This window comes from Clostridium sp. AF17-21AC, from assembly GCF_003461365.1.
Lineage (GTDB): Bacteria > Bacillota > Clostridia > Lachnospirales > Lachnospiraceae > Coprococcus > Coprococcus ammoniilyticus.
Window position 1 is genome coordinate 112,215 of record NZ_QTWY01000001.1, and the last position, 21,629, is coordinate 133,843.

31 protein-coding genes are annotated in these 21,629 nt (G+C 41.2%); 29 read left to right on the forward strand and 2 right to left on the reverse strand.

Going from position 1 to position 21,629, the window contains the following annotated elements; translation table 11 throughout:
• Positions 1-31 precede the first annotated feature (31 nt).
• The 5 genes from DWW85_RS00545 to DWW85_RS00565 all read left to right on the forward strand — a co-directional run bounded on the left by DWW85_RS00545 (position 32) and on the right by DWW85_RS00565 (position 6,632).
• A complete protein-coding gene (locus DWW85_RS00545) occupies positions 32-706 on the forward strand; it encodes a response regulator transcription factor (RefSeq protein WP_117807160.1) in 675 nt (224 codons plus the stop codon).
• Positions 707-783: 77 nt separating this feature from the next.
• A complete protein-coding gene (locus DWW85_RS00550; protein ID WP_117807161.1) occupies positions 784-2,166 on the forward strand; it encodes an ATP-binding protein in 1,383 nt (460 codons plus the stop codon).
• Positions 2,167-2,515: 349 nt separating this feature from the next.
• Complete coding sequence (locus tag DWW85_RS00555; RefSeq protein WP_117807162.1) at positions 2,516-4,462, forward strand: BMP family ABC transporter substrate-binding protein; 1,947 nt, start codon at positions 2,516-2,518, stop codon at positions 4,460-4,462.
• Between the two features lie 115 nt (positions 4,463-4,577).
• On the forward strand, positions 4,578-5,201 hold the full coding sequence (locus tag DWW85_RS00560; protein WP_117807436.1) for a metallophosphoesterase: 624 nt from the start codon (positions 4,578-4,580) through the stop codon (positions 5,199-5,201).
• A 72-nt stretch (positions 5,202-5,273) separates the two neighbouring features.
• Positions 5,274-6,632 carry a citrate/2-methylcitrate synthase gene (locus tag DWW85_RS00565; RefSeq protein WP_117807163.1) on the forward strand — a complete coding sequence of 453 codons (1,359 nt, stop codon included), beginning with the start codon at positions 5,274-5,276 and terminating at the stop codon, positions 6,630-6,632.
• Between the two features lie 70 nt (positions 6,633-6,702).
• Here the strand turns inward: DWW85_RS00565 and DWW85_RS00570 are convergent, their stop codons facing one another.
• Complete coding sequence (locus DWW85_RS00570) at positions 6,703-7,566, reverse strand: class I SAM-dependent methyltransferase (RefSeq protein ID WP_117785655.1); 864 nt, start codon at positions 7,564-7,566, stop codon at positions 6,703-6,705.
• Positions 7,535-7,678, reverse strand: coding sequence for a hypothetical protein (locus DWW85_RS12635; protein ID WP_181986467.1), 144 nt, complete (start codon positions 7,676-7,678; stop codon positions 7,535-7,537). The genes DWW85_RS00570 and DWW85_RS12635 overlap by 32 nt, the downstream gene beginning before the upstream one ends.
• 209 nt (positions 7,679-7,887) lie before the next feature.
• On the opposite strand from DWW85_RS12635, the gene DWW85_RS00575 reads away from it, so the two are divergent.
• The 24 genes from DWW85_RS00575 to secY all read left to right on the forward strand — a co-directional run bounded on the left by DWW85_RS00575 (position 7,888) and on the right by secY (position 21,472).
• Entirely contained in the window at positions 7,888-9,039 is a 1,152-nt protein-coding gene (locus DWW85_RS00575) for an SAM-dependent methyltransferase (RefSeq protein ID WP_242995971.1), read from the forward strand.
• Positions 9,036-9,911, forward strand: coding sequence for an OST-HTH/LOTUS domain-containing protein (locus tag DWW85_RS00580; protein ID WP_117807165.1), 876 nt, complete (start codon positions 9,036-9,038; stop codon positions 9,909-9,911). The genes DWW85_RS00575 and DWW85_RS00580 overlap by 4 nt, the downstream gene beginning before the upstream one ends.
• 388 nt (positions 9,912-10,299) lie before the next feature.
• Entirely contained in the window at positions 10,300-10,611 is a 312-nt protein-coding gene (gene rpsJ / locus DWW85_RS00585) for a 30S ribosomal protein S10 (RefSeq protein WP_021944981.1), read from the forward strand.
• 156 nt (positions 10,612-10,767) lie between these two features.
• On the forward strand, positions 10,768-11,451 hold the full coding sequence (gene rplC, locus DWW85_RS00590; protein ID WP_008402751.1) for a 50S ribosomal protein L3: 684 nt from the start codon (positions 10,768-10,770) through the stop codon (positions 11,449-11,451).
• Between the two features lie 22 nt (positions 11,452-11,473).
• Entirely contained in the window at positions 11,474-12,094 is a 621-nt protein-coding gene (gene rplD / locus DWW85_RS00595; protein WP_117807166.1) for a 50S ribosomal protein L4, read from the forward strand.
• Positions 12,094-12,393, forward strand: coding sequence for a 50S ribosomal protein L23 (rplW, locus tag DWW85_RS00600; protein WP_021944979.1), 300 nt, complete (start codon positions 12,094-12,096; stop codon positions 12,391-12,393). Before rplD ends, rplW begins: the two co-directional genes overlap by 1 nt.
• Before the next feature lie 64 nt (positions 12,394-12,457).
• Positions 12,458-13,303 (forward strand): 50S ribosomal protein L2, encoded by an 846-nt coding sequence (rplB, locus tag DWW85_RS00605; protein ID WP_021944978.1) that lies wholly within the window; start codon positions 12,458-12,460, stop codon positions 13,301-13,303.
• 19 nt (positions 13,304-13,322) lie between these two features.
• Positions 13,323-13,601 carry a 30S ribosomal protein S19 gene (rpsS, locus tag DWW85_RS00610; RefSeq protein ID WP_021944977.1) on the forward strand — a complete coding sequence of 93 codons (279 nt, stop codon included), beginning with the start codon at positions 13,323-13,325 and terminating at the stop codon, positions 13,599-13,601.
• Positions 13,602-13,632: 31 nt separating this feature from the next.
• Positions 13,633-14,019: a 50S ribosomal protein L22 gene (gene rplV / locus DWW85_RS00615; RefSeq protein ID WP_008402744.1), complete on the forward strand. Its 387-nt coding sequence runs from the start codon at positions 13,633-13,635 to the stop codon at positions 14,017-14,019.
• A 10-nt stretch (positions 14,020-14,029) separates the two neighbouring features.
• Positions 14,030-14,695 carry a 30S ribosomal protein S3 gene (gene rpsC, locus DWW85_RS00620; RefSeq protein ID WP_117807167.1) on the forward strand — a complete coding sequence of 222 codons (666 nt, stop codon included), beginning with the start codon at positions 14,030-14,032 and terminating at the stop codon, positions 14,693-14,695.
• Entirely contained in the window at positions 14,695-15,132 is a 438-nt protein-coding gene (gene rplP, locus DWW85_RS00625; RefSeq protein ID WP_117807168.1) for a 50S ribosomal protein L16, read from the forward strand. Before rpsC ends, rplP begins: the two co-directional genes overlap by 1 nt.
• Positions 15,122-15,325 carry a 50S ribosomal protein L29 gene (rpmC, locus tag DWW85_RS00630; protein ID WP_008402741.1) on the forward strand — a complete coding sequence of 68 codons (204 nt, stop codon included), beginning with the start codon at positions 15,122-15,124 and terminating at the stop codon, positions 15,323-15,325. Before rplP ends, rpmC begins: the two co-directional genes overlap by 11 nt.
• A gap of 21 nt (positions 15,326-15,346) precedes the next feature.
• Complete coding sequence (rpsQ, locus tag DWW85_RS00635) at positions 15,347-15,604, forward strand: 30S ribosomal protein S17 (RefSeq protein ID WP_173783815.1); 258 nt, start codon at positions 15,347-15,349, stop codon at positions 15,602-15,604.
• Positions 15,605-15,617: 13 nt separating this feature from the next.
• Positions 15,618-15,986, forward strand: coding sequence for a 50S ribosomal protein L14 (gene rplN, locus DWW85_RS00640; protein ID WP_008402739.1), 369 nt, complete (start codon positions 15,618-15,620; stop codon positions 15,984-15,986).
• Between the two features lie 13 nt (positions 15,987-15,999).
• Positions 16,000-16,317, forward strand: a complete 318-nt coding sequence (gene rplX / locus DWW85_RS00645) for a 50S ribosomal protein L24 (protein ID WP_021944973.1) — start codon at positions 16,000-16,002, stop codon at positions 16,315-16,317.
• Positions 16,318-16,337: 20 nt separating this feature from the next.
• Positions 16,338-16,877: a 50S ribosomal protein L5 gene (rplE, locus tag DWW85_RS00650; RefSeq protein WP_008402736.1), complete on the forward strand. Its 540-nt coding sequence runs from the start codon at positions 16,338-16,340 to the stop codon at positions 16,875-16,877.
• Positions 16,878-16,897: 20 nt separating this feature from the next.
• The gene (locus DWW85_RS00655; RefSeq protein WP_008402734.1) at positions 16,898-17,083 is read left to right on the forward strand and encodes a type Z 30S ribosomal protein S14; all 186 of its coding nucleotides are present in this window, start codon (positions 16,898-16,900) and stop codon (positions 17,081-17,083) included.
• A gap of 24 nt (positions 17,084-17,107) precedes the next feature.
• The gene (gene rpsH, locus DWW85_RS00660; RefSeq protein WP_021944972.1) at positions 17,108-17,509 is read left to right on the forward strand and encodes a 30S ribosomal protein S8; all 402 of its coding nucleotides are present in this window, start codon (positions 17,108-17,110) and stop codon (positions 17,507-17,509) included.
• A 530-nt stretch (positions 17,510-18,039) separates the two neighbouring features.
• Positions 18,040-18,579, forward strand: a complete 540-nt coding sequence (rplF, locus tag DWW85_RS00665; protein ID WP_021944971.1) for a 50S ribosomal protein L6 — start codon at positions 18,040-18,042, stop codon at positions 18,577-18,579.
• Between the two features lie 17 nt (positions 18,580-18,596).
• Entirely contained in the window at positions 18,597-18,965 is a 369-nt protein-coding gene (gene rplR / locus DWW85_RS00670) for a 50S ribosomal protein L18 (protein ID WP_008402729.1), read from the forward strand.
• Positions 18,966-18,984: 19 nt separating this feature from the next.
• Entirely contained in the window at positions 18,985-19,494 is a 510-nt protein-coding gene (gene rpsE, locus DWW85_RS00675) for a 30S ribosomal protein S5 (protein WP_008402728.1), read from the forward strand.
• A gap of 14 nt (positions 19,495-19,508) precedes the next feature.
• Entirely contained in the window at positions 19,509-19,691 is a 183-nt protein-coding gene (gene rpmD, locus DWW85_RS00680) for a 50S ribosomal protein L30 (RefSeq protein WP_008402727.1), read from the forward strand.
• Positions 19,692-19,715: 24 nt separating this feature from the next.
• Positions 19,716-20,156 (forward strand): 50S ribosomal protein L15, encoded by a 441-nt coding sequence (gene rplO / locus DWW85_RS00685; protein WP_117807169.1) that lies wholly within the window; start codon positions 19,716-19,718, stop codon positions 20,154-20,156.
• 2 nt (positions 20,157-20,158) lie between these two features.
• The gene (gene secY / locus DWW85_RS00690; protein ID WP_117807170.1) at positions 20,159-21,472 is read left to right on the forward strand and encodes a preprotein translocase subunit SecY; all 1,314 of its coding nucleotides are present in this window, start codon (positions 20,159-20,161) and stop codon (positions 21,470-21,472) included.
• Positions 21,473-21,629: the final 157 nt, after the last annotated feature.

Here is a 21,629-nt window from a genome sequence, read left to right on the forward strand (position 1 = left end):
TAGGAAAGAACAGAGACAGGAGGAACGGCAGATGCAGGCATTGATTTATATTGTAGAAGATGATATGAACATTCAGGAAATAGAAATGTTTGCCTTAAAGAACACGGGATACGTAACAGAAGGTTTTGCGAATGCGAAGAGTTTCTTTTCCAGAATAGCTGAGAAGATTCCGGATCTGATTCTGCTGGATATCATGTTACCGGATCAGGATGGACTGGAGATTGTCAGAAAGTTAAGAGAACGTCCGGAGACTGTGCGCGTGCCGATCATTCTTGTGACGGCAAAGACGACAGAACTTGATAAGGTAAAGGGACTGGATATCGGAGCAGATGATTATCTGACAAAGCCATTTGGCGTAATGGAGCTTATATCCAGAGTTAAAGCATTGCTTCGCAGAAGTAAGAGTATTCAGGAGGATCAGATTCTTCGACTGAAGAACGTAACCCTTGATTCCGAGAAACGTATCGTGCAGGTGAATGATGTTCCGTGTGAGTTGACCTTTAAGGAATTTGAATTGTTAAAGCTGCTAATGATCAACGCCGGAATTGTACTGCGGAGAGAAGTGATCATGATGGATGTGTGGGGAACGGATTACGAAGGTGAATCCAGAACTCTTGATATGCATATCAAGACGCTGCGCCAGAAACTGGGAGATGCAGGGAATATGATCAAGACAGTTCGTAATGTCGGATATAAGATGGAATGAAAATGGATAAGAATAAATAAGAAGAAACAGGAAAATCTTATAACAGAAGAATCTTATAACAGAAAGAACAGGTTTTTATGGAAGAACAGAAAGATAAAAAGGATAAGAAGGTCAGAAAAGACAAACGATTATCCAGCAAGATCAACAGTCGCTTTATAGCATTGACGCTGATTGCGATATTGTGTACGATGATACTTTCGACAACGGTTTATTATGATCTGTTTAAAAAGGAGATCATGCGCGATCTGGAAAATTACACACAGACCTTGAAGAGTGCAGGATTATTTGATGATATCAGTGAGCTTCGCAATGTAAGGATTAAGAATACAGAACTGCGTATTACATTAGTTGCACCGGATGGAACGGTTAAATATGATAACATGGCAGATCCGGAGTCCATGGGAAAACACAACGACAGACCGGAGATCGAGGAGGCATTTGAGAAAGGAGAAGGCGAGGATACCCGTCTTTCCCAGACGCTCAATATGAGCACATTCTACTATGCGATCCGGCTTTCAAATGGTTGTGTACTTCGTGTATCAAAGGAGACAAGCAGCATTGTCAGTGTATTTTTGAAGGGACTTCCAAGCATGACAGTTATTATGCTGGTGCTTGTGACTGCCGTGGTTCTGATATCACGATATCTGACAAAGAGTATCGTCCGTCCGATCGGACAGATGGCAAAGGATCTGGATCATATTGATGATATTAACGCCTATAAGGAGATCCGTCCATTGATTGATACAATTAGGGAACAGCATAGTGATATTATGGAGAATGCACAGATGCGACAGGAATTTACGGCAAATGTATCTCATGAGTTAAAAACACCTCTGACAGCGATCTCCGGTTATTCTGAGCTGATTGAAAACGGGATGGCGACAGATGGTGATGTCAGACGATTTGCTACAGAGATCCATCGTAATTCAAATCGACTGCTTACCCTTATCAATGACATTATTCGTCTGTCAGAGCTTGATGTAACAGAGAATGCACCGTCTATGGAACGAATCGATCTGTGCGCGGTTGCAAGATCGAATGTGGATATGCTGATGCTGTCGGCAGAAAAACATAACGTTACATTGAAGTTTTCCGGTCAGCCAAGTTATATTATGGGTAATAAGATGATGATGGAAGAACTGGTATACAATCTGACCGATAATGCGATCCGATATAATAAACCGGATGGAACCGTAGAAGTAACTGTGTATTCTTATGAGAAAGATCATTCAGTTGTCATGAAGGTGAAGGATACCGGTATCGGAATACCTGAGGGGCATCTGGGGCTGGTGTTCCAGAGATTCTACCGGGTCGATAAGAGTCGGTCGAAGTCGACCGGAGGAACCGGTCTCGGACTTGCGATCGTAAAACACATCGTAGCGCAGCATGATGCGAAGCTTGATATAACAAGTGAACCGAATGTGGGGACAGAGATAACGATCACCTTTCAGAGCAGATAAAAAGACAAGGAAAAGGAGCCTGTAAGAAGTTAGGAAACAGGCTCCTTTGATTTATAAGTATTCACACACACCGATTTGAAATTCAAGATTGTATGTTATTTACTATTCTGATACTATATTAACACACGCTATTTTAAATTTCAAGGTAAAAATGTAAGAAATGCACAATTCATTTTATTAAAAATATACAAAACTTTACCGACATAAGAAATTTTAAGGCGTGAAAAAGATGAAAATACGATTTACCACTGGTAATTTTCGGTTTTTGTTGTATATATATAGTGAACGGAAAAATGATAGGACAATGAGTTAAACAGGTTGATTTAGACACAGATAGGAGGTTTTTAACATGTCATTAAATGATTATGTAAAAGCGCAGAAGCTTGGTGAAAAGAGATATCAGGCTGCACTTTCCAAAAATGAATATCCATATCTGCCGGTACTGGATGAACTGATCACGAATTCCGATATTGCAGGCGAAGTAAATCTTGGTTTACAGCATATTTCTCTCGATCGGGTTGTAGGTACAGCGACAAAAGGCCGTACTACAGCATTTGCAAGTAACTTCATGCCTATATTAGATGCGAATTCTGAATTCGGAAATAAATGGTCATCTCTCTGTGACTCTCATATAGAAGAAGGAATCCATGATCCGATCAAAGTATATGAATATATGAATAAATTCTATGTCATAGAGGGAAATAAGCGTGTCAGCGTACTGAAATATTTCGGTGCGGATTCTGTCCCTGCGATGGTAACCAGAAAGCTGCCGAAGCGGACAGATGAGCTGGAAAACAAGATTTATTATGAATTTGTAGATTTCCATAAGCAGACAGGAATCAACTATATATGGTTCACACAGCTTGGCGGATATGACAAATTAAGAGAATATATAGGATTGACACCGGATGGTGGATTTACGGATGATGATCGTATGAACCTGAATTCGGCACATCTGGCATTTGATACAGCATACAGGCAGAAAAACGGCAGTGACAGTCTTCCGATCACGGTAGATGATGCTATGCTTGTATTTTTAAATGTATATGGATACAAGGCATTACAGGATATGTCTTATGATGAGGTAAAGGCAAATCTGGAAAAGGTCTGGGACGAGATCGTGTTAAGTGCACAGAAGAAGAACATGACGATCGTTCCGAAGCTGGAACCGGTAGAGTCAAAGAAGAAGCTGTTCAGTATCACGCCGGTACCGAAGAAGCTTAAGATTGCATTTGTTTATGATAAAGAGCCTGAGAATTCTGTATGGATCTACAGCCATGATCTCGGAAGAATGGGCGTAGAAGGTAAATTCAAGGATCGGGTTGAGACACATACTTTTTCGAATATGGATGATAATACGAAGCTTGCAGAATGCCTGGAGAAGATCGCACAGGACAAATTCGATGTTGTATTTACAACCGGCCCGGAGATGCTTCCGGAGTCATTAAAGGCAGCGATCAAATATCCGGAATTGAAGATATTAAACTGCTCGTTAAATGTATCGACCAGCCATGTCAGAACGTATTATGCGAGAATGTATGAGGCGAAGTTTATAACCGGTATTATCGCAGGTTCACTCTGTGAGGATGGCAGGATCGGTTATGTGGCTGATTATCCGATCTATGGAACGACGGCGAACATCAACGCATTTGCGATGGGAGCAAAGTTTGTGAATCCAAGAGCGAAGATCTATCTGGAGTGGTCAAAGGTCAAAGGCTCCGATCCGAAGAAACGGTTTAAGGAACTGGGCATTTCTTATGTATCCGATAAGGATATGATCACACCGCTTACGGCCTCCCGTGAATTCGGTCTGTATTCCTGCGATGGGGACGAGATATCGAACCTTGCGATGCCATTTTACAACTGGCGCATATTTTATGAGAAGATCGTTCAGTTGATTCTGGATGGTAACTGGAAGCTGGAAGAAAAGAACGAGAAAGTAAAGGTTCTGAATTACTGGTGGGGCATGTCTGCCGGAGTGATCGATGTGATCTGTTCGAACCATCTTCCGGTTGGAACAGCCAGACTGGTAAATCTGATGAAACAGCTGATCAAGGATGGTACGGTAAGTCCATTCTACGGCAAGCTCTATTCACAGAATGGAGTGGTTCGTGATGATGAAGATGGTGAGATGAGCCCTGAGGAGATCATGAAGATGGATTGGCTGGCAGATATTGTTGTTGGTTCGATCCCGACTCTGGATGAGCTGGTAGAAGATGCCAGAGATGTTGTTACCTTCCAGGGAGTAAATACGCCGGAAAATCTGGAATTGAAAAAAACTACAGACATAGTATAATAAGGCTATGCGGGTCTTGTGATCCGGAGTACGAATGTAGATGAGCGTGTTTTCTTTATGGAAACAGGCGGGGTACAGTTTCGTAGAAAAGAAAAGAAAACACGGAGATACGGATATGAAGATTCTTGTTCTGGCGGATGCAGAATCAAAATACCTATGGGATTATTTTGATAAGAAAAAATTAGAAGGAATTGATCTGATCATTTCCTGCGGTGACCTTGCACCGCAGTATCTGTCGTTCCTTGCGACATTTACGCATGCTCCGGTTCTGTATGTATATGGAAACCACGATACCTGTTATGCAGACACACCACCGGATGGCTGTATCTGCATCGACGATCGAATCTATGTATATAAAGGAATACGGATCTTGGGTCTTGGAGGCTGCATGGAGTATCAGTACAATGGTGCGCCGCATCAGTATACCGAGAAAGCAATGGAGAAACGCATCCGTAAGCTGGGTCGGCAGATAAGAAAACATCGTGGATTTGATATTATGATCACGCATGCCCCTGCGTATCGGATCAATGATTCCGAGGATCTTTGTCATACCGGTTTCAAGTGCTTCCGGACAATGATCGAAGACTATCATCCGCAGTATCTGGTACATGGTCATGTGCATAGTAATTATGGCAGGGATTTTGCACGGGAATCCAGATACCTGGATACCACGATCATAAATGCATTTGAAAAATATATTATAGAAATAGATGAGACTGCCTTACAGGCAGCGAAATAGTCTTGCAAGCCAGGCGAAAGTTTGATAAACTTAAGCTTGGCTTAAATACTATATTCGAAAGGAGATAGAGGTTTGGAAAAGGGAAGTGCAGAGTACGAGAAAATTTTAGATGAACTGGTTGGTTATTGCAATGATTCAGGTACGATCGATCAGAACCTCTATGTTACATATGATGTTAAGAGAGGCCTTCGTGATTCAAATGGAAAAGGTGTCTTAACAGGTCTGACAGAGATTTCAGATGTATCCGGTTTTGCGGTTCAGGATGGTGAACTGGTTCCTTCAGACGGAAGACTCTATATTCAGGGATATAATATCGAAGATCTGGAACGTGGATTCCACGGAAGCAAGTTCGGCTTTGAGGAGACGATTTACCTGCTTTTATTCGGTGAACTGCCGACCAGAACTCAGTTTAATAAATTTAAGGAATTGATGGAGACATTTCGGGAGCTCCCAAGAAAGTTTGCTCGTGATGTGATCTTAAAAGCACCAAGTAAGAATATGATGAATGTCTTACAGCGATGTGTGCTTACTTTATATTCATATGATGACTGCCCGGATGACATCAGCATTCGAAATGTCCTTCGTCAAAGTATGGAACTGATTGCACAGTTTCCGCTGATCGCTGCGTATGGCTATCAGGGCTATAAGCATTATTATCAGGATAAGAGTCTTATCATTCACAATCCGAAGCCGGGCCTTTCGACAGCAGAGAATTTCCTCCGCCTGATCCGTGCGGATAAGAAGTATACTGAGCTTGAAGCGCAGGTACTGGATATCTGTCTGGTGCTTCATTCAGAGCATGGTGGTGGTAACAATTCCACATTTACAACACATGTTATATCATCAACCGGAACTGATACCTATTCAACCGTTGCCGGTTCTCTCGGTTCTTTAAAAGGACCGAAGCATGGTGGTGCGAACCTGAAGGTTCAGCAGATGATGGATGACTTGAAGGCTCATGTAAAAGACTGGAGCGATGAAGCGGCGATCCGTGAATATCTTCAGGGACTGCTTGATAAGAAGGGCTTTGATCATAGCGGTCTGATCTATGGTATGGGACATGCTGTTTATACGGTGTCCGATCCAAGAGCCAGGATCCTGAAGCGTTATGCCGGAAGACTTGCAGAAGAAAAGGGTATGCAGGAGGAGTTCAAGCTGTACACGGATATTGAACGGATCTCTATGGAGCTTCTTGCAAAGAAGCGAAACTCCGTTATCTCTGCAAATGTCGATTTCTACAGTGGATTTGTATATCGTATGCTTGATATACCGATTGAACTGTTTACTCCAATCTTCGCGATCGCAAGAATCGCAGGCTGGAGCGCACATAGAATAGAAGAGTTGGTAAATGCCGGTAAGATCATCCGTCCGGCTTACAAATATGTCGGAACGCATAAGACATATCTGGATATGGACGAGAGAAACTGGTAGGACTATATAAAATAAATACGGGACAATTATTAGGTTTGCTTCACAAAGATAATAATTGTCCCGTATTTGTTTATTTACTCCATCTTCCGGCAGCGCCGCATGGCAGTACCAGACCGGAGCCTGTAACCGGAAGTCCTACTTCGTCGGAGATAACATGACCGCCGAATTTAGACTGTACCTCGGTTGCTATCATATAGGTAAGAACGGCTGGTGCAAGTCCGGTCGTATAGGAATTAACCAGAAAGAAAAGCGGATCATCGCAGAGCAACTCGCTGCACAGCTTGATAAACGGATGTATCTTTTCTTCGATCTTCCAGATCTCGCCCTTTGGTCCTCGGCCGTAGGATGGTGGGTCCATAATGATCGCATCATAGTGATTGCCACGGCGGATCTCACGTTCTACGAATTTTACACAGTCATCAACGATCCAGCGGATCGGAGCATCTTCGAGTCCGGATGAGACTGCATTTTCCTTTGCCCATGTAACCATGCCTTTAGAAGCATCAACATGAGTAACTGCCGCACCTGCTTTTGCTGCCGCACAGGTTGCACCGCCGGTGTAAGCGAAAAGGTTTAATACCTTGATCTCTTTCTTTTTCGATGAGCGGATCAGGTCAGAGAACCAGTCCCAGTTGGCTGCCTGTTCCGGAAACAGACCGGTGTGTTTGAAGCTGAATGGTTTTAGGTTAAAGGTCAGATCTTTATAATGAATCGACCATTGCTGCGGAAGGTTAAAGAACTCCCATTCACCGCCGCCCTTATTGCTGCGGTGGTAGTGACCATTTAGCTGCTTCCAGCGTTTATCTGTTTTCGGAGTTGACCACAGAACCTGTGGATCCGGACGAAGGAGAATGTATTTGCCCCATCGTTCCAGTTTTTCTCCATCTGAACAATCTATTACTTCATAATCCTGCCAGTGATCGGCTGTCCACATAATCGATATCCTCGTTTCGTTTGAAATATTTATATAAAACTACTATATTATAAGGTGCAGTCATTTTCAAGTCAACGATGAAATCTGCATAGAAAGAAAATGAAATCGGCATATAAGGAAAACAAATTGACCGATATCTGCCGGGGTGATAAAATCACAGCAGTAGAGCAAAATGAAAATATATAATTGCAATAGATAATTTGGAATATAATGAATGCCAAATTATTTGCTCGTGAAAATGTTAATTATGTGAAGGACATTTCATGAGCTGTGTTTCACAAAATGATAAGCAGATACAAGACAGAAAACATGGAGAAATATATGGATATTATAAAAGAGATCGCGGAGACACATCCACATAAGGTCGTACTGAGCAATGGAAAGGGAGAATACAAGAAGATCATATTTGCCCGAAAGGTATTAAAGGGCAGAAATGCATACCAGCTTGAGAAATATACACAGACGCAGGTCTTTCATGAGAATATCGAAGAAGGAAGGCTGGCAGAGCATATTGCGATGCATTTTCCGGCAGAGTTTAAGCAGATGAATGCATTTTCTCTGACGACAGATTATGATGTAAAAGCAGGCAAAAAAGGAAATCTGGCAGTCAGCCGCAGACAGGCGGAGAATAAGACGATATTGGTCGGCGGTAATAATCGCAAGAAGAAATATATTCTGGATGAGGGAATGGATATTCCTGCATTCCGGGAGCTTGGAATATTTACCAAAGAGGGAAAAGTAGTTTCCTCCATGTATGATAAGTTCCGTCAGATCAACCGCTTTATCGAGATGGTCGATGATGTGTTAAAGACTTATAAAGGCGATGAGATCAACATTATTGATTTTGGATGCGGCAAATCCTATCTGACTTTCTTCTTATATTATTATATAGTAGAGATCCGTCATATGACGGCACATATCACAGGGCTTGATCTGAAAGAACAGGTAATAAAGAACTGTAATAAGCTGGCAGAAAAATGCGGATATACAGATCTGAAGTTTAAAATCGGTGATATTAATGGATACCGGACAGACCGTAAGGTGGATATGGTAGTGACCTTGCATGCCTGTGATACGGCAACTGACTATGCGCTCTATAATGCGATCTGCTGGAACACGACATACATCTTATCTGTTCCGTGCTGCCAGCATGAGTTAAATAAACAGATCCGGTCGGAGGAGTTGTCGGCACTGACCAAGTACGGAATCATCAAGGAACGGACAGCAGCATTGATGACTGATGCGATCCGTGGATGTATGCTGGAATATTGTGGATATAAGACAGATCTGTTGGAATTTATTGATATTGAACATTCACCTAAAAATATTCTGATCCGGCGGGCAGTGAAGAAACCGGTATCAGAGGAGAAACGGGAGCGGGCAAAAGCAGAAGCGGAACGGTTGTGCCGGACCTTTGGCATTCACCAGACTCTGATGCAGCTTGTGCTGACGGAAGAAAGGAGCCATTCATGAAGCGGATTTTAATATATGATTGTAATACAGTGGATACCGTTTATGCACCGCTTGTATGCAGAGAGATCATGATTCAGGATGATCTGATCGACCGTCTGGCATGCGGCTATGTTTCAAAAGCTTCGAAAGAAGAACTGCAGAAGCAGGGATTTCGCGTGATGGGAGCAGAAGAACGGGGAAATCATGCCGGCTGCACTTTTATAACAGAATTGGTTGCCCATGCATTTGACCGGCAGGTCGAAGGAATCGATATTGTGACCGATGATGATACGATCCTGGCGGCAGTTGTAAAGGCACAGGAGCAGGGCAAGAATATTCGGGTATTTGGCAGTAACGCACACAGTGAATCGTTTATCCGCAGATGTAATCGCTTCTGTTATATAGATATTTTGCAGGGCTATGAACCGGAACAGTGTCTGACACCATTATCAGAGATTGTATCTGATGTCTACCGCATTATAATAGAAGAAAGAGCTTCGGGTATCTGTACAGAACTGGCAGGATTGATATATAAGCTCACAAAGCTGCACACAGAATTCGATACCAGAAACTATGGATATACCAGCATGGAAGAACTAATCCTGAAAAATGGAAAAGATATTCAATTCTATAAAGCTGGAGAGCAGTATTATCTCGAGATGATCGATGACCGGGAAAACGTAGAACACTTTATTACATCGTATCTGTCAGAACGGAATAACAAGATAGATGATATGCAGGAGCTGTTTGATGCATTATCAGAAGAATTCGAACGATTTGATACCAGAAATTATGGTTACGCATCGGATATCGCTTTCCTTTTAAGTTTCCCGAAGCTGGAAATATATAATAACAGGGGCGTGAAGCTGAAGCAGAGCTTTAAGCTGAAATAAGCGATAACGTTTCTATTGTGCATTATATATAGAAGAAACAGATAAAATATAACAGTATGACGGATGAAGAAATGCAGGGAAATATAATAAAAAAATTCTTAAAAAATATAGAAAAAATGCTTGCATTCCGCAAAAACGTGTTATATAATCAAACGTGCTGTGACATGATAGCGTTGAAACGGAGGTTGCTGTATCGTATAGATATAGGTTTTTCGTGGAGCGAATGTCAATAAAAAATTACTGACGACAAGTCACTGTACCAATAACTGTCTATCAAAAGGATAGAAACGACGTGTTGATTCTGATTTAATTCAGGATACACACGGGAGAGTGTACAGTCACCACTTGTTGTACTATTAAAAAGTGCGAAAAGGAGGCGGCTTTTTTTATGGCAAAACAGATTATGAGAATCACATTGAAGGCGTACGACCACAAACTTATCGATCAGGCTGCTGGACAGATCATCGATACTGTTAAAAAGACAGGAGCTAAAGTCAGCGGACCGGTTCCAATGCCTACAAAGGTTGAGAAGATTACAATCCTCAGAGCTGTTCATAAGTACAAAGATTCAAGAGAACAGTTCGAGCAGAGAACTCATAAGAGATTAATCGACGTGATTGCACCAACACAGAAGACAATTGATGCATTACAGAAGATCGATTTATCAGCTGGCGTATACATCGACGTAAAGATGAAATAATCAGCCACAAAAATTAGAAGTGAACTAATCAAATCACAAAAAAACAAACATAGCACGAAACAGTGCACAAGCAGTAACCTAATGCATCCGAAGGATGTAATTTAGTATGATTGTTAAGACAATCCGCTGTGAATTAAATTAGGAGGAAAACTTAAAATGAAGAAAGCTATTTTAGCAACAAAAGTCGGAATGACTCAGATCTTCGACGAAAACGGCGTTTTAGTGCCGGTAACAGTTTTACAGGCTGGTCCATGTGTTGTAACCCAGGTAAAAACAGTTGAGAATGACGGTTATGATGCAATTCAGGTAGGATTCGGCGAAAAGAAAGAAAGAATCACAACAAAAGATGTATCAGGAAAGAAAGTAATCAGAAACCCACATGGTGCTGGTAAGGCAGAAGTTGGACATGCAAAGAAAGCAAACACAACACCTAAGACTTTCTACAGAGAGTTCAGACTTGATGACTGTGCTCAGTACGAACTTGGTGCAGAGATCAAAGCTGATGTATTTGCTGAAGGAGACAAGATTGACGTTACAGCAAAGACAAAAGGTAAGGGATATGCAGGCGGTCTTAAGAGACACGGCTTAAAGTCAGGTCCTTCAGGACATGGTTCCAAGTATCACAGACATGCAGGTTCAAACGGTTCAGCTACTACACCAGGTAGAGTATTCAAAGGTAAGAAGATGCCTGGACATATGGGTAGCGTAAGAGTTACAATCCAGAACCTTGAGGTAGTTAAGATAGATGTAGAAAATGATGTTATTTTGGTAAAGGGCGCAGTTCCGGGACCAAAGAAATCATTAGTAATGATTAAGGATACAGTAAAGACTGGCAAGTAGTCTTTAGGAAGGAGGAACGAAAATGTCATCAGTTAAGGTTTATGACATCGAAGGAAAAGAAGTTGAGACATTAGAACTCAATGATTCTGTATTCGGTGTAGAGATAAATGAACATTTAATGCATCTGGCTGTAGTTGGCCAGCTGGCAAATAGCCGTCAGGGTACACAGAGCGCAAAGACTCGTTCTGAAGTATCAGGTGGTGGAAGAAAGCCATGGAGACAGAAAGGAACAGGTCATGCAAGACAGGGTTCAACAAGATCTCCACAGTGGACAGGCGGCGGAGTTGTATTCGCACCAAAGCCAAGAGATTATTCAGTTAAGATGAATAAGAAAGAAAAGCAGCTTGCTATGAAGTCAGCACTTTCAGCAAAGCTTGCAGAAGATAAACTTGTTGTAGTTGACAAGATTGAATTAGAAGAGGTTAAGACAAGCGTGTTCGCAAAGATCCTTGCAAATCTTAAAGCTCCTAAGTCATTAGTAGTAACAAAGGACAAGAACGACAAGGTTGTTCTTTCAGCAAACAACATTCCAGCAGTTAAGACAACAGCTACAAACTCACTGAGTGTATATGACATTCTTAAGTATGATAAGCTTGTTCTTACAAAGGATGCTGTAGCAGCAATTGAGGAGGTGTACGCATAATGGCAGACATCAAATATTATGACGTTATACTTAAGCCTGTAATCACAGAGAAAAGTATGAATGCAATGGCAGAGAAGAAGTACACATTTCTTGTACACCCGGAAGCAACAAAGTCTCAGATCAAAGAAGCTGTAGAGAAGATGTTCGAAGGAACAGAAGTTGCTAAGGTTAACACCATGAACAATGACGGTAAGGTTAAGAGACGTGGCGTAACACTTGGAAGAACAGACAAGTACAAGAAAGCAATCGTTAAACTTACAGAAGCAAGTAAAGAAATCGAAATTTTCGAAGGACTGTAAAATAACGAAACAGATTTATACGCAAAAAAGCGTGACAATAAATTGAACCGAAAGGAGAACAAAAATGGGAATTAAGACATATAACCCATATACACCTTCCAGAAGAAATATGACTGGCCTTGATTTTTCAGAGATCACAAAATCAACACCTGAGAAATCACTCGTTGTATCAATGAGCAAGACAGCTGGTCGTAATAATCAGGGAAAGATCACAGTTAGACATCACGGTGGTGGTGAGAAACGTAAATACAGAATTATAGATTTCAAGAGAAACGATAAGGATGGAATTCCAGCAACAGTTAATGCAATCGAATATGATCCAAACAGATCAGCAAACATTGCACTTCTGTTCTACGCTGATGGCGAGAAGAGATACATCCTTGCTCCTTATAAGTTAGCAGTAGGAGATGTTCTTATGAGTGGTGCTGAAGCAGAGATCAAAGTTGGTAACTGCCTCCCACTTCAGAATATTCCAGTTGGTACATTAGTACACAACATCGAGTTATACCCAGGTAAGGGCGGACAGCTTGTTCGTTCAGCAGGTAACTCAGCACAGCTTATGGCTAAGGAAGGAAAGTATGCAACATTAAGACTTCCTTCAGGCGAAATGAGAATGGTTCCAATCATCTGCCGTGCAACAATCGGTCAGGTAGGAAACATTGAGCATGGCCTTGTTAACATTGGTAAAGCCGGACGTAAACGTCACATGGGTATTAGACCAACAGTTCGTGGTTCTGTTATGAACCCTAATGACCATCCACATGGTGGTGGTGAAGGTAGAGCACCAATCGGTCGTTCAGGCCCTTCAACTCCATGGGGTAAGCCAGCAATGGGATTAAAGACAAGAAAGAAGAACAAGCAGTCTAATAAGATGATCGTAAGAAGAAGAGACGGCAAGAGCATTAAATAGTTAATAAGGAGGTATGACAATGGCTCGTTCATTAAAAAAAGGACCATTCGCAGATGAGCATTTACTCAAGAAGATAGATGCTATGAATGCAAGCAATAGCAAAGAAGTTGTTAAGACCTGGTCAAGACGTTCAACAATTTTCCCATCATTCGTAGGTCATACAATCGCAGTTCATGATGGAAGAAAGCATGTACCTGTATATGTTACAGAAGACATGGTTGGACATAAGCTTGGTGAGTTCGTAGTTACCAGAACCTACAGAGGTCATGGTAAAGACGAAAAGAAGGGTAGAAGATAATATTTGGAATATTTGAAAGGAGGACTAAATCATGGCTAAAGGACATAGATCCCATGATAAGAGACTCAGAAATGAGAATAAAGATACCAGACCATCAGCTAAGGTATCATATGCAAGAGTGTCAGTAACAAAGGCTTGTTTCGTATTAGATGCCATCAGAGGTAAGGATGTTCAGACTGCACTTGGTATTCTGGCATACAACCCAAGATATGGTTCAAGTGTTATAGAGAAGCTGTTAAAGTCAGCAATCGCAAATGCTGAAAACAACAATGGACTTAAGGCAGAGGACCTTTATGTAGCAGAGTGCTACGCTAACAAGGGACCTACAATGAAGAGAGTTCATCCAAGAGCCCAGGGTAGAGCATATAGAATCGAGAAGAGAACAAGTCACATCACAATCGTGCTTGACGAGAGATAGGAGGTAAATAATGGGACAGAAAGTTAATCCTCATGGTTTAAGAGTCGGCGTTATCAAAGATTGGGATTCAAGATGGTATGCTGACACAAAGAATGATGAATTTTCTAACAACCTTGTAGAAGATCATAAAATCAGAACTTATTTAAAGAAGACACTTTACAATGCAAATATCTCAAAGATCGAGATCGAGAGAGCTGCAGACAGAGTAAAGGTTGCATTATATACAGCTAAGCCTGGTGTTATCATCGGTAAGGGCGGAGCTGGAATTGAAAAGATCAAAGCAGATGCACAGAAGCTTACAGATAAGAAGCTGTTCATCGATGTAAAAGAAATCAAGAAGCCGGATGCAGACGCACAGTTAGTAGCTGAGAACATTGCAGCACAGCTTGAGAACCGTATCTCATTCAGAAAAGCAATGAAGTCATGCATGAGCAGAACAATGAAAGCTGGAGCGCTTGGTATCAAGGCTTCATGTTCAGGACGTCTTGGTGGTGCTGATATGGCTAGAACAGAGTTCTACAGCCAGGGAACAATTCCTCTTCAGACACTTCGTGCTGACATTGATTATGGTTTTGCTGAAGCAGACACAACATTTGGTAAAGTTGGTGTTAAGACATGGGTTTACCATGGTGAAGTACTTCCTGTAAAAGGAAATAAGGAAGGAGCGGATAAATAATGTTAATGCCTAAGAGAGTAAAGCGTCGTAAGCAGTTCAGAGGAACTATGGCTGGTAAGGCACTTAGAGGCAATAAGATTACAAACGGTCAGTATGGTTTAGTAGCACTTGAGCCGGCATGGATCAAGTCAAACCAGATCGAAGCAGCCCGTATTGCGATGACAAGATATATGAAGCGTAGTGGTAAAGTATTTATCAAGATCTTCCCTGATAAACCAGTTACAGCTAAGCCGGCTGAAACTCGTATGGGTTCAGGTAAGGGAGCACTTGAGTACTGGGTAGCAGTTGTTAAGCCGGGCAGAGTTATGTTCGAGATTGCAGACGTACCTGAAGAAGTAGCAAAAGAAGCTTTAAGACTTGCTATGCACAAGCTTCCACTTAAGTGTAAGATCGTTTCAAAAGAAGATTTAGAGGAGGTAGCAGGCAGTGAAAACTAAGGACTATATGAACGAATTAAATGCTAAATCTGTTGATGAGCTTCAGAACGAATTAGTAGCTGCAAAGAAGGAATTATTCAACTTAAGATTCCAGAATGCTACAAATCAGTTAGAGAACACAAGCAGAATCAAAGACGTAAGAAAGAATATTGCAAGAATACAGACAGTTATAGCCCAGAAGGCTAATGCTTAATTATCTTAGAAGGAGGAATATATTGTGGAAAGAAATCTGAGAAAAACACGTGTAGGTATCGTTACAAGTGACAAGATGGACAAGACAATCGTTGTTTCTATCGTAGATAATGTTAAGCATCCTCTTTATGGAAAGATCGTAAAGAGAACTTACAAGTTAAAGGCTCATGATGAGAAGAATGAGTGCAATATTGGCGATAGAGTAAGAGTTATGGAGACAAGACCTTTATCAAAGGATAAGAGATGGAGACTTGTTGAGATTATAGAGAAGGCTAAATAAGGAGGCAAATAAAATGGTTCAGCAGGAAACAAGACTTAAAGTTGCTGATAATACTGGTGCCAAAGAGCTCCTTTGCATCAGAGTTTTAGGCGGCTCAGTAAGAAGATATGCAAATATCGGCGATATCATCGTTGCCTCAGTTAAAGACGCAACACCAGGCGGAGTTGTTAAAAAAGGTGATGTTGTTAAGGCCGTAGTAGTAAGATCAAAGAAGGGCGCTCGTCGTAAGGATGGTTCATACATCAAGTTTGATGAGAATGCAGCAGTTATTATAAAAGACGATTTAAATCCAAGAGGAACACGTATCTTTGGACCAGTTGCAAGAGAGTTAAGAGACAAGAAGTTCATGAAGATTGTCTCACTTGCACCTGAAGTATTATAAGGAGGTGTAGACCATGGCAACATTAAAGATTAAGAAAGATGATATGGTACAGGTTATTGCCGGCAAGGATAAAGGCAAAGAAGGCAAGGTCCTTCATGTTGACAAGAAGAACGGTACTGTAGTCGTTGAAGGCGTAAATAAAGTATTTAAGCACAGCAAGCCAAGCATGGCTAACCAGGCAGGCGGAATTATCGAAATGGAAGCTCCAATGGACATCTCCAATGTAATGTATCTTTACAAAGGCAAGCCGGTAAGAGTTGGTTTTGAAGGAACAGGTAAAGATAAAGTCCGTGTTGCTAAAGTAGATGGCAAAACAGAGAAGATAGATTAATTGGAAGGAGGTCGTCTTAGTTGAGTAGACTTAGAGAAAAGTATGACGCTGAAATTAAAAGCGCCATGACTGAAAAATTTGGATATAAAAATGTAATGCAGATCCCAAAGCTTGATAAGATCGTTATTAACATGGGCGTTGGTGAAGCAAGAGAAAATGCTAAAGTTTTAGACGCAGCTATCAAGGATCTTGAAACAATCGCCGGTCAGAAGGCAGTTGTTACACGTGCGAGAAAGTCAGTTGCTAACTTCAAGTTAAGAGAAGGAATGCCTATCGGATGTAAAGTAACACTTCGTGGCGAGAAGATGTATGAGTTCTTAGATCGTCTTGTAAACCTTGCACTTCCTCGTGTACGTGACTTTAGAGGTGTTAACCCTAACGGTTTCGATGGCAGAGGTAACTATGCTTTAGGTATCAAGGAACAGCTCATTTTCCCGGAAATCGAGTACGATAAGATTGATAAAGTCAGAGGTATGGATATCATCTTTGTTACAACAGCAGAGACAGACGAAGAAGGTCGCGAACTGTTAACATTATTTGGTATGCCTTACAGCAAATAATTAAAGGAGGAAGATTCGTTATGGCTAAGACAGCAATGAAAGTTAAACAGCAGCGTAAACAGAAGTTCTCATCAAGAGAATATACACGTTGCAAGATTTGTGGACGTCCACACTCAGTATTAAAGAAATACGGAATCTGTAGAATCTGCTTCCGTGAATTAGCATACAAGGGACAGATCCCTGGCGTTAAGAAATCAAGCTGGTAAGAGATAGAAGGAGGAAGAAACATTATGTCAATGAGCGATCCAATAGCAGATATGCTTACAAGAATTCGTAATGCTAACACAGCAAAACATGATACAGTAGAAATCCCTGCTTCAAAGATGAAAAAGGCTATTGCTGACATCCTTTTATCAGAAGGATATGTTCAGGCAGTAGACATTATCGAAGATGGTAAGTTTGAGACAATCAAAATTACATTGAAGTATGGTGCAGATAAGAACGAGAAGATCATCACAGGCCTTAAGAGAATCTCTAAGCCAGGTCTTCGTGTATATGCAAGCAAGGATGAGCTTCCAAGAGTACTTGGTGGACTCGGAACTGCAATTATTTCAACAAACAAAGGTGTACTTACTGACAAGGAAGCAAGAAAGCAGAATGTTGGTGGCGAAGTATTAGCATTTGTTTGGTAGGCATTGAGCACTTAGTGAGCACAAGCTGAAAGCGCCGTGCGAAGTTAGTGCGAAAGCCCATCCCGAGACTTAACGAATACGAGTCGAAGACGATGGATGAGTTTAGTTCGAGTGGATGTCATTAGAGCACTTAGTGAGCACAAGCTGAAAGCGCCGTGCGAAGTTAGTGCGAAAGCCCATCCCGAGACTTAACGAATACGAGTCGAAGACGATGGATGAGTTTAGTTCGAGTGGATGTCATTAGAGCACTTAGTGAGCACAAGCTGAAAGCGCCGTGCGAAGTTAGTGCGAAAGCCCATCCCGAGACTTAACGAATACGAGTCGAAGACGATGGATGAGTTTAGTTCGAGTGGATGTCATTAGAGCACTTAGTGAGCACAAGCTGAAAGCGCCGTGCGAAGTTAGTGCGAAAGCTGATAAAACAATCCCTCCGGCATCATTTCCTGAAAAATACCGGAGGTTAAAGCCTGCATGGATACACTCCATGCAGCACAAATACAAATAATATAAATTTTAAGGAGGAAGGCGAAATGTCACGTATCGGAAGAATGCCTATCGCTGTACCTGCAGGAGTGACTGTAGATATCGCAGAAAATAATAAAGTGACTGTTAAAGGACCAAAGGGAACACTTGAGAGAGTTCTCCCAGCAGAAATGGATATTAAGTTAGAAGCTGATGTAATCACAGTTTCAAGACCTAATGATTTAAAGAAGATGAAGTCTTTACACGGACTTACCAGAACACTTATCCACAACATGATCATTGGTGTTACAGAGGGTTATGTTAAGGATCTGGAAGTAAACGGTGTAGGTTATAGAGCTCAGAAGCAGGGCAATAAATTAGTTCTTGCTCTTGGTTATTCACATCCAGTTGAGATGGTTGACCCAGAAGGTATCGAAGTAAAGGTTGATGGTAACAAGATTTCAGTTGTTGGTATTGACAAGGAAAAAGTTGGTCAGTATGCAGCAGAGATCAGAGAAAAGAGAGCACCGGAACCTTACAAGGGCAAAGGTATCAAGTATGTTGACGAGACTATCAGACGTAAAGTTGGTAAGACTGGTAAGAAATAATAAAGGAGTGAGATAAGATGGTTAATAAAGAATCAAGAAGCGAAGTTCGTATTAAGAAGCATATGCGTGTTCGTAATCATTTAGCTGGAACAGCAGATAGACCACGTTTAGCGGTTTTCAGAAGTAATAATCATATGTACGCTCAGATTATTGATGATTCAGTTGGAAACACAATTGTAGCAGCATCAACAGTAGAGAAGTCAATCAAGGAAGCACTTGAGCAGACAGATAATGTAGATGCAGCAGCATACGTTGGTAAAGTTGTTGCTGAAAGAGCACTGGAAAAGGGAATCAAGACTGTTGTATTTGACAGAGGAGGATTCATCTACCAGGGTAAGGTTCAGGCATTAGCAGATGCAGCAAGAGAAGCTGGTCTAGAATTCTAAGAAGGAGGAAGAACAACATATGAAGCGTGAAATAATTGATGCTAGTAAATTAGAATTAGAAGATAAAGTAGTAGATATCAAACGTGTAACTAAGGTTGTTAAGGGCGGACGTAATTCTAGATTTGCATGTCTTGTAGTTGTTGGTGACAAAAACGGTCATGTAGGCGTAGGCGTTGGTAAGGCTGTAGAAATTCCTGAAGCTATCCGTAAGGGTAAGGAAGATGCAGCTAAGCACCTTGTTACAGTTCCTGTAAATGAAAACGGAAGTATCCCATATGATTGGAACGGAGAATTTGGTAGTGCAACAGTATTGCTTAAGTCAGCTCCAGAAGGTACTGGTATTATCGCCGGTGGTCCTGCTCGTAACGTACTTGAGCTTGCTGGATACAAGAATATCCGTACAAAATCCTTAGGATCAAACAACAAACAGAACGTAGTTCTTGCAACAATCAAAGGTCTTTCAGAGATCAAGACTCCGGAAGAGATCGCAAGACTTCGTGGAAAATCTGTTGATGAGATACTTAACTAAGGAGGTATTATAAGATGGCAGATAAGTTAAAAGTTACTTTAGTAAAATCACCAATCGGATGCGTACCAAAGCATAAGAGAACTGTAGAAGCATTAGGTCTTAAGAAGGTAAACAAGTCAGTTGAACTTCCTAACAATGCTGCAACTCTTGGTATGGTTAAGCAGGTTAGTTATTTAGTAAAGGTAGAAGAGATTTAATTATATTTGAAGGAGGTGCAGGTCGTGAATTTATCAACATTAAAGCCAGCAGAAGGTTCTAAGCATAGTACTAATTTCAGAGTAGGCCGTGGTCATGGTTCAGGAAATGGTAAGACTGCAGGTAAGGGCCATAAGGGTCAGAAGGCACGTTCAGGATCACCTAGACCAGGATTTGAAGGCGGACAGATGCCTTTATATAGAAGAATCCCTAAGAGAGGATTTACATGTATCAATCACAAAGATATCGTTGCAATCAATGTTTCAGTTCTTGATCGTTTCGAGGATGGAGCAGAGGTTACAGTAGATACACTTGTTGAATGCGGTATCGTAAAGAATCCACGTGATGGAGTTAAGATTCTTGGAAATGGAGAGTTAACAAAGAAGCTTACAGTTAAGGCAAATGCTTTTTCAAAGTCAGCAGCCGAGAAGATTGAAGCTCTTGGCGGAAAAGCAGAGGTGATCTAATAATGTTTAAAACCTTTATCAACGCATTCAAAGTAAAGGAATTAAGACAGAAATTATTATACACATTCTTTGTTCTCATAGTAGTCAGGCTGGGAAGCCTGATTACTGTACCGGGAATCCGTGCAGATGCAATTAAAGAATATCTAAGTAACGCACTTGGAGATTCCTTCAATCTGTTCAGCTCATTCACCGGAGGATCGTTCGATCAGATGTCAATATTTGCATTGAACGTAACACCATATATTACATCTTCCATTATCATCCAGCTTCTTACCATAGCAATTCCAGCTCTGGAAGAAATGCAGAAAGATGGTGAAGACGGAAGAAAGAAAATTACAGCAATTACCCGTATCTTAACGATTGGTCTTGCAATTCTGGAAAGTGCAGGTCTTGCGATCAATTTCGGAAGAAAAGGATTCATGGACAGCTACAATTTCTGGACAGTGCTTTCAATGATCGTTATCCTTACAGGTGGTAGTGCATTTGTAATGTGGCTTGGCGAACGTGTAACAGATCGTGGTGTGGGAAATGGTATTTCCATTATCCTGTTGATTAACATCGTATCAACCATGCCAAATGATTTCAAGAATATTTACACACAGTTCATCAAAGGCAAAGATGCAGTCAGAATGTGTCTGATCGCACTTCTGGTTGTTGCAATTGTTGTATGTGTAACCATTCTTGTATGTATGCTTCAGGGAGCTGAAAGAAAGATTCCTGTACAGTATGCAAAGAAAGTTCAGGGTAGAAAGCAGATGGGAGGTCAGTCCTCCAACATTCCACTTAAGGTAAATACAGCAGGCGTTATTCCTGTAATCTTCGCTTCTTCACTGATGGCGATTCCTTCTATTATAACGAGTTTATTTGGAAAGAGTCCATCCGGTGTTGGTGCTAAGATCCTTCAGGGAATGAGCCAGTCATACTGGTTTAATCCGAACTATCCTTGGGGATTCCTTGGATTGGCAGTATATATCTTACTGGTATTCTTCTTCGCGTATTTCTATACAGCAATTACCTTCAATCCGATGGAGATTGCAAATAACATGAAGAAGAGCGGTGGTTTTGTACCGGGTATTCGACCAGGTAAGCCAACCCAGGACTATTTAAATAAAATACTGAACTATATTATATTTATCGGAGCAGTTGGTCTTTTGATCGTTGCGATGATTCCTATGTTCTTCAACGGATTTTTCAGTGTAAATGTTTCATTCGGTGGAACATCCATCATCATCGTAGTTGGTGTTGTAATTGAAACCATGAAGAGTCTGGAATCACAGATGTTAGTAAGACATTATCAGGGATTCTTATTAGATTAATTGTAAGATACAGATATAAAAAACACGAAAAATGGGAGTGTACACTTGTGCACTTCCTATTCGTGTATTATAGTATAAGTATCTATGGCTTGTTCATTTGGAGGACGGCTGATAACAGGAGGGATTGCAATGAACGTATCCCGCAGGAAAATAAAAA

Excerpts from the sequence above, each read along its gene's own strand:
- DWW85_RS00570 (WP_117785655.1), bottom strand. The coding sequence starts at position 7,566 with ATGTGGACAGCCGATCACTGGCAGGATTATGAAGTAATAGATTGTTCA.
- rpsE (WP_008402728.1), top strand. The coding sequence starts at position 18,985 with ATGAAGCGTGAAATAATTGATGCTAGTAAATTAGAATTAGAAGATAAA.
- rplW (WP_021944979.1), top strand. The coding sequence starts at position 12,094 with ATGGCAGACATCAAATATTATGACGTTATACTTAAGCCTGTAATCACA.
- rpsJ (WP_021944981.1), top strand. The coding sequence starts at position 10,300 with ATGGCAAAACAGATTATGAGAATCACATTGAAGGCGTACGACCACAAA.
- rplB (WP_021944978.1), top strand. The coding sequence starts at position 12,458 with ATGGGAATTAAGACATATAACCCATATACACCTTCCAGAAGAAATATG.
- rplN (WP_008402739.1), top strand. The coding sequence starts at position 15,618 with ATGGTTCAGCAGGAAACAAGACTTAAAGTTGCTGATAATACTGGTGCC.
- rpmD (WP_008402727.1), top strand. The coding sequence starts at position 19,509 with ATGGCAGATAAGTTAAAAGTTACTTTAGTAAAATCACCAATCGGATGC.
- DWW85_RS00580 (WP_117807165.1), top strand. The coding sequence starts at position 9,036 with ATGAAGCGGATTTTAATATATGATTGTAATACAGTGGATACCGTTTAT.
- DWW85_RS00545 (WP_117807160.1), top strand. The coding sequence starts at position 32 with ATGCAGGCATTGATTTATATTGTAGAAGATGATATGAACATTCAGGAA.
- rplR (WP_008402729.1), top strand. The coding sequence starts at position 18,597 with ATGGTTAATAAAGAATCAAGAAGCGAAGTTCGTATTAAGAAGCATATG.
- rplF (WP_021944971.1), top strand. The coding sequence starts at position 18,040 with ATGTCACGTATCGGAAGAATGCCTATCGCTGTACCTGCAGGAGTGACT.
- rplX (WP_021944973.1), top strand. The coding sequence starts at position 16,000 with ATGGCAACATTAAAGATTAAGAAAGATGATATGGTACAGGTTATTGCC.
- secY (WP_117807170.1), top strand. The coding sequence starts at position 20,159 with ATGTTTAAAACCTTTATCAACGCATTCAAAGTAAAGGAATTAAGACAG.
- DWW85_RS00575 (WP_242995971.1), top strand. The coding sequence starts at position 7,888 with ATGGATATTATAAAAGAGATCGCGGAGACACATCCACATAAGGTCGTA.
- DWW85_RS00560 (WP_117807436.1), top strand. The coding sequence starts at position 4,578 with ATGAAGATTCTTGTTCTGGCGGATGCAGAATCAAAATACCTATGGGAT.
- rplC (WP_008402751.1), top strand. The coding sequence starts at position 10,768 with ATGAAGAAAGCTATTTTAGCAACAAAAGTCGGAATGACTCAGATCTTC.
- DWW85_RS00655 (WP_008402734.1), top strand. The coding sequence starts at position 16,898 with ATGGCTAAGACAGCAATGAAAGTTAAACAGCAGCGTAAACAGAAGTTC.
- rplD (WP_117807166.1), top strand. The coding sequence starts at position 11,474 with ATGTCATCAGTTAAGGTTTATGACATCGAAGGAAAAGAAGTTGAGACA.
- rpsC (WP_117807167.1), top strand. The coding sequence starts at position 14,030 with ATGGGACAGAAAGTTAATCCTCATGGTTTAAGAGTCGGCGTTATCAAA.
- rpsH (WP_021944972.1), top strand. The coding sequence starts at position 17,108 with ATGTCAATGAGCGATCCAATAGCAGATATGCTTACAAGAATTCGTAAT.
- DWW85_RS12635 (WP_181986467.1), bottom strand. The coding sequence starts at position 7,678 with ATGCCGATTTCATTTTCTTTCTATGCAGATTTCATCGTTGACTTGAAA.
- rpsS (WP_021944977.1), top strand. The coding sequence starts at position 13,323 with ATGGCTCGTTCATTAAAAAAAGGACCATTCGCAGATGAGCATTTACTC.
- rplV (WP_008402744.1), top strand. The coding sequence starts at position 13,633 with ATGGCTAAAGGACATAGATCCCATGATAAGAGACTCAGAAATGAGAAT.
- DWW85_RS00555 (WP_117807162.1), top strand. The coding sequence starts at position 2,516 with ATGTCATTAAATGATTATGTAAAAGCGCAGAAGCTTGGTGAAAAGAGA.
- DWW85_RS00550 (WP_117807161.1), top strand. The coding sequence starts at position 784 with ATGGAAGAACAGAAAGATAAAAAGGATAAGAAGGTCAGAAAAGACAAA.
- rplP (WP_117807168.1), top strand. The coding sequence starts at position 14,695 with ATGTTAATGCCTAAGAGAGTAAAGCGTCGTAAGCAGTTCAGAGGAACT.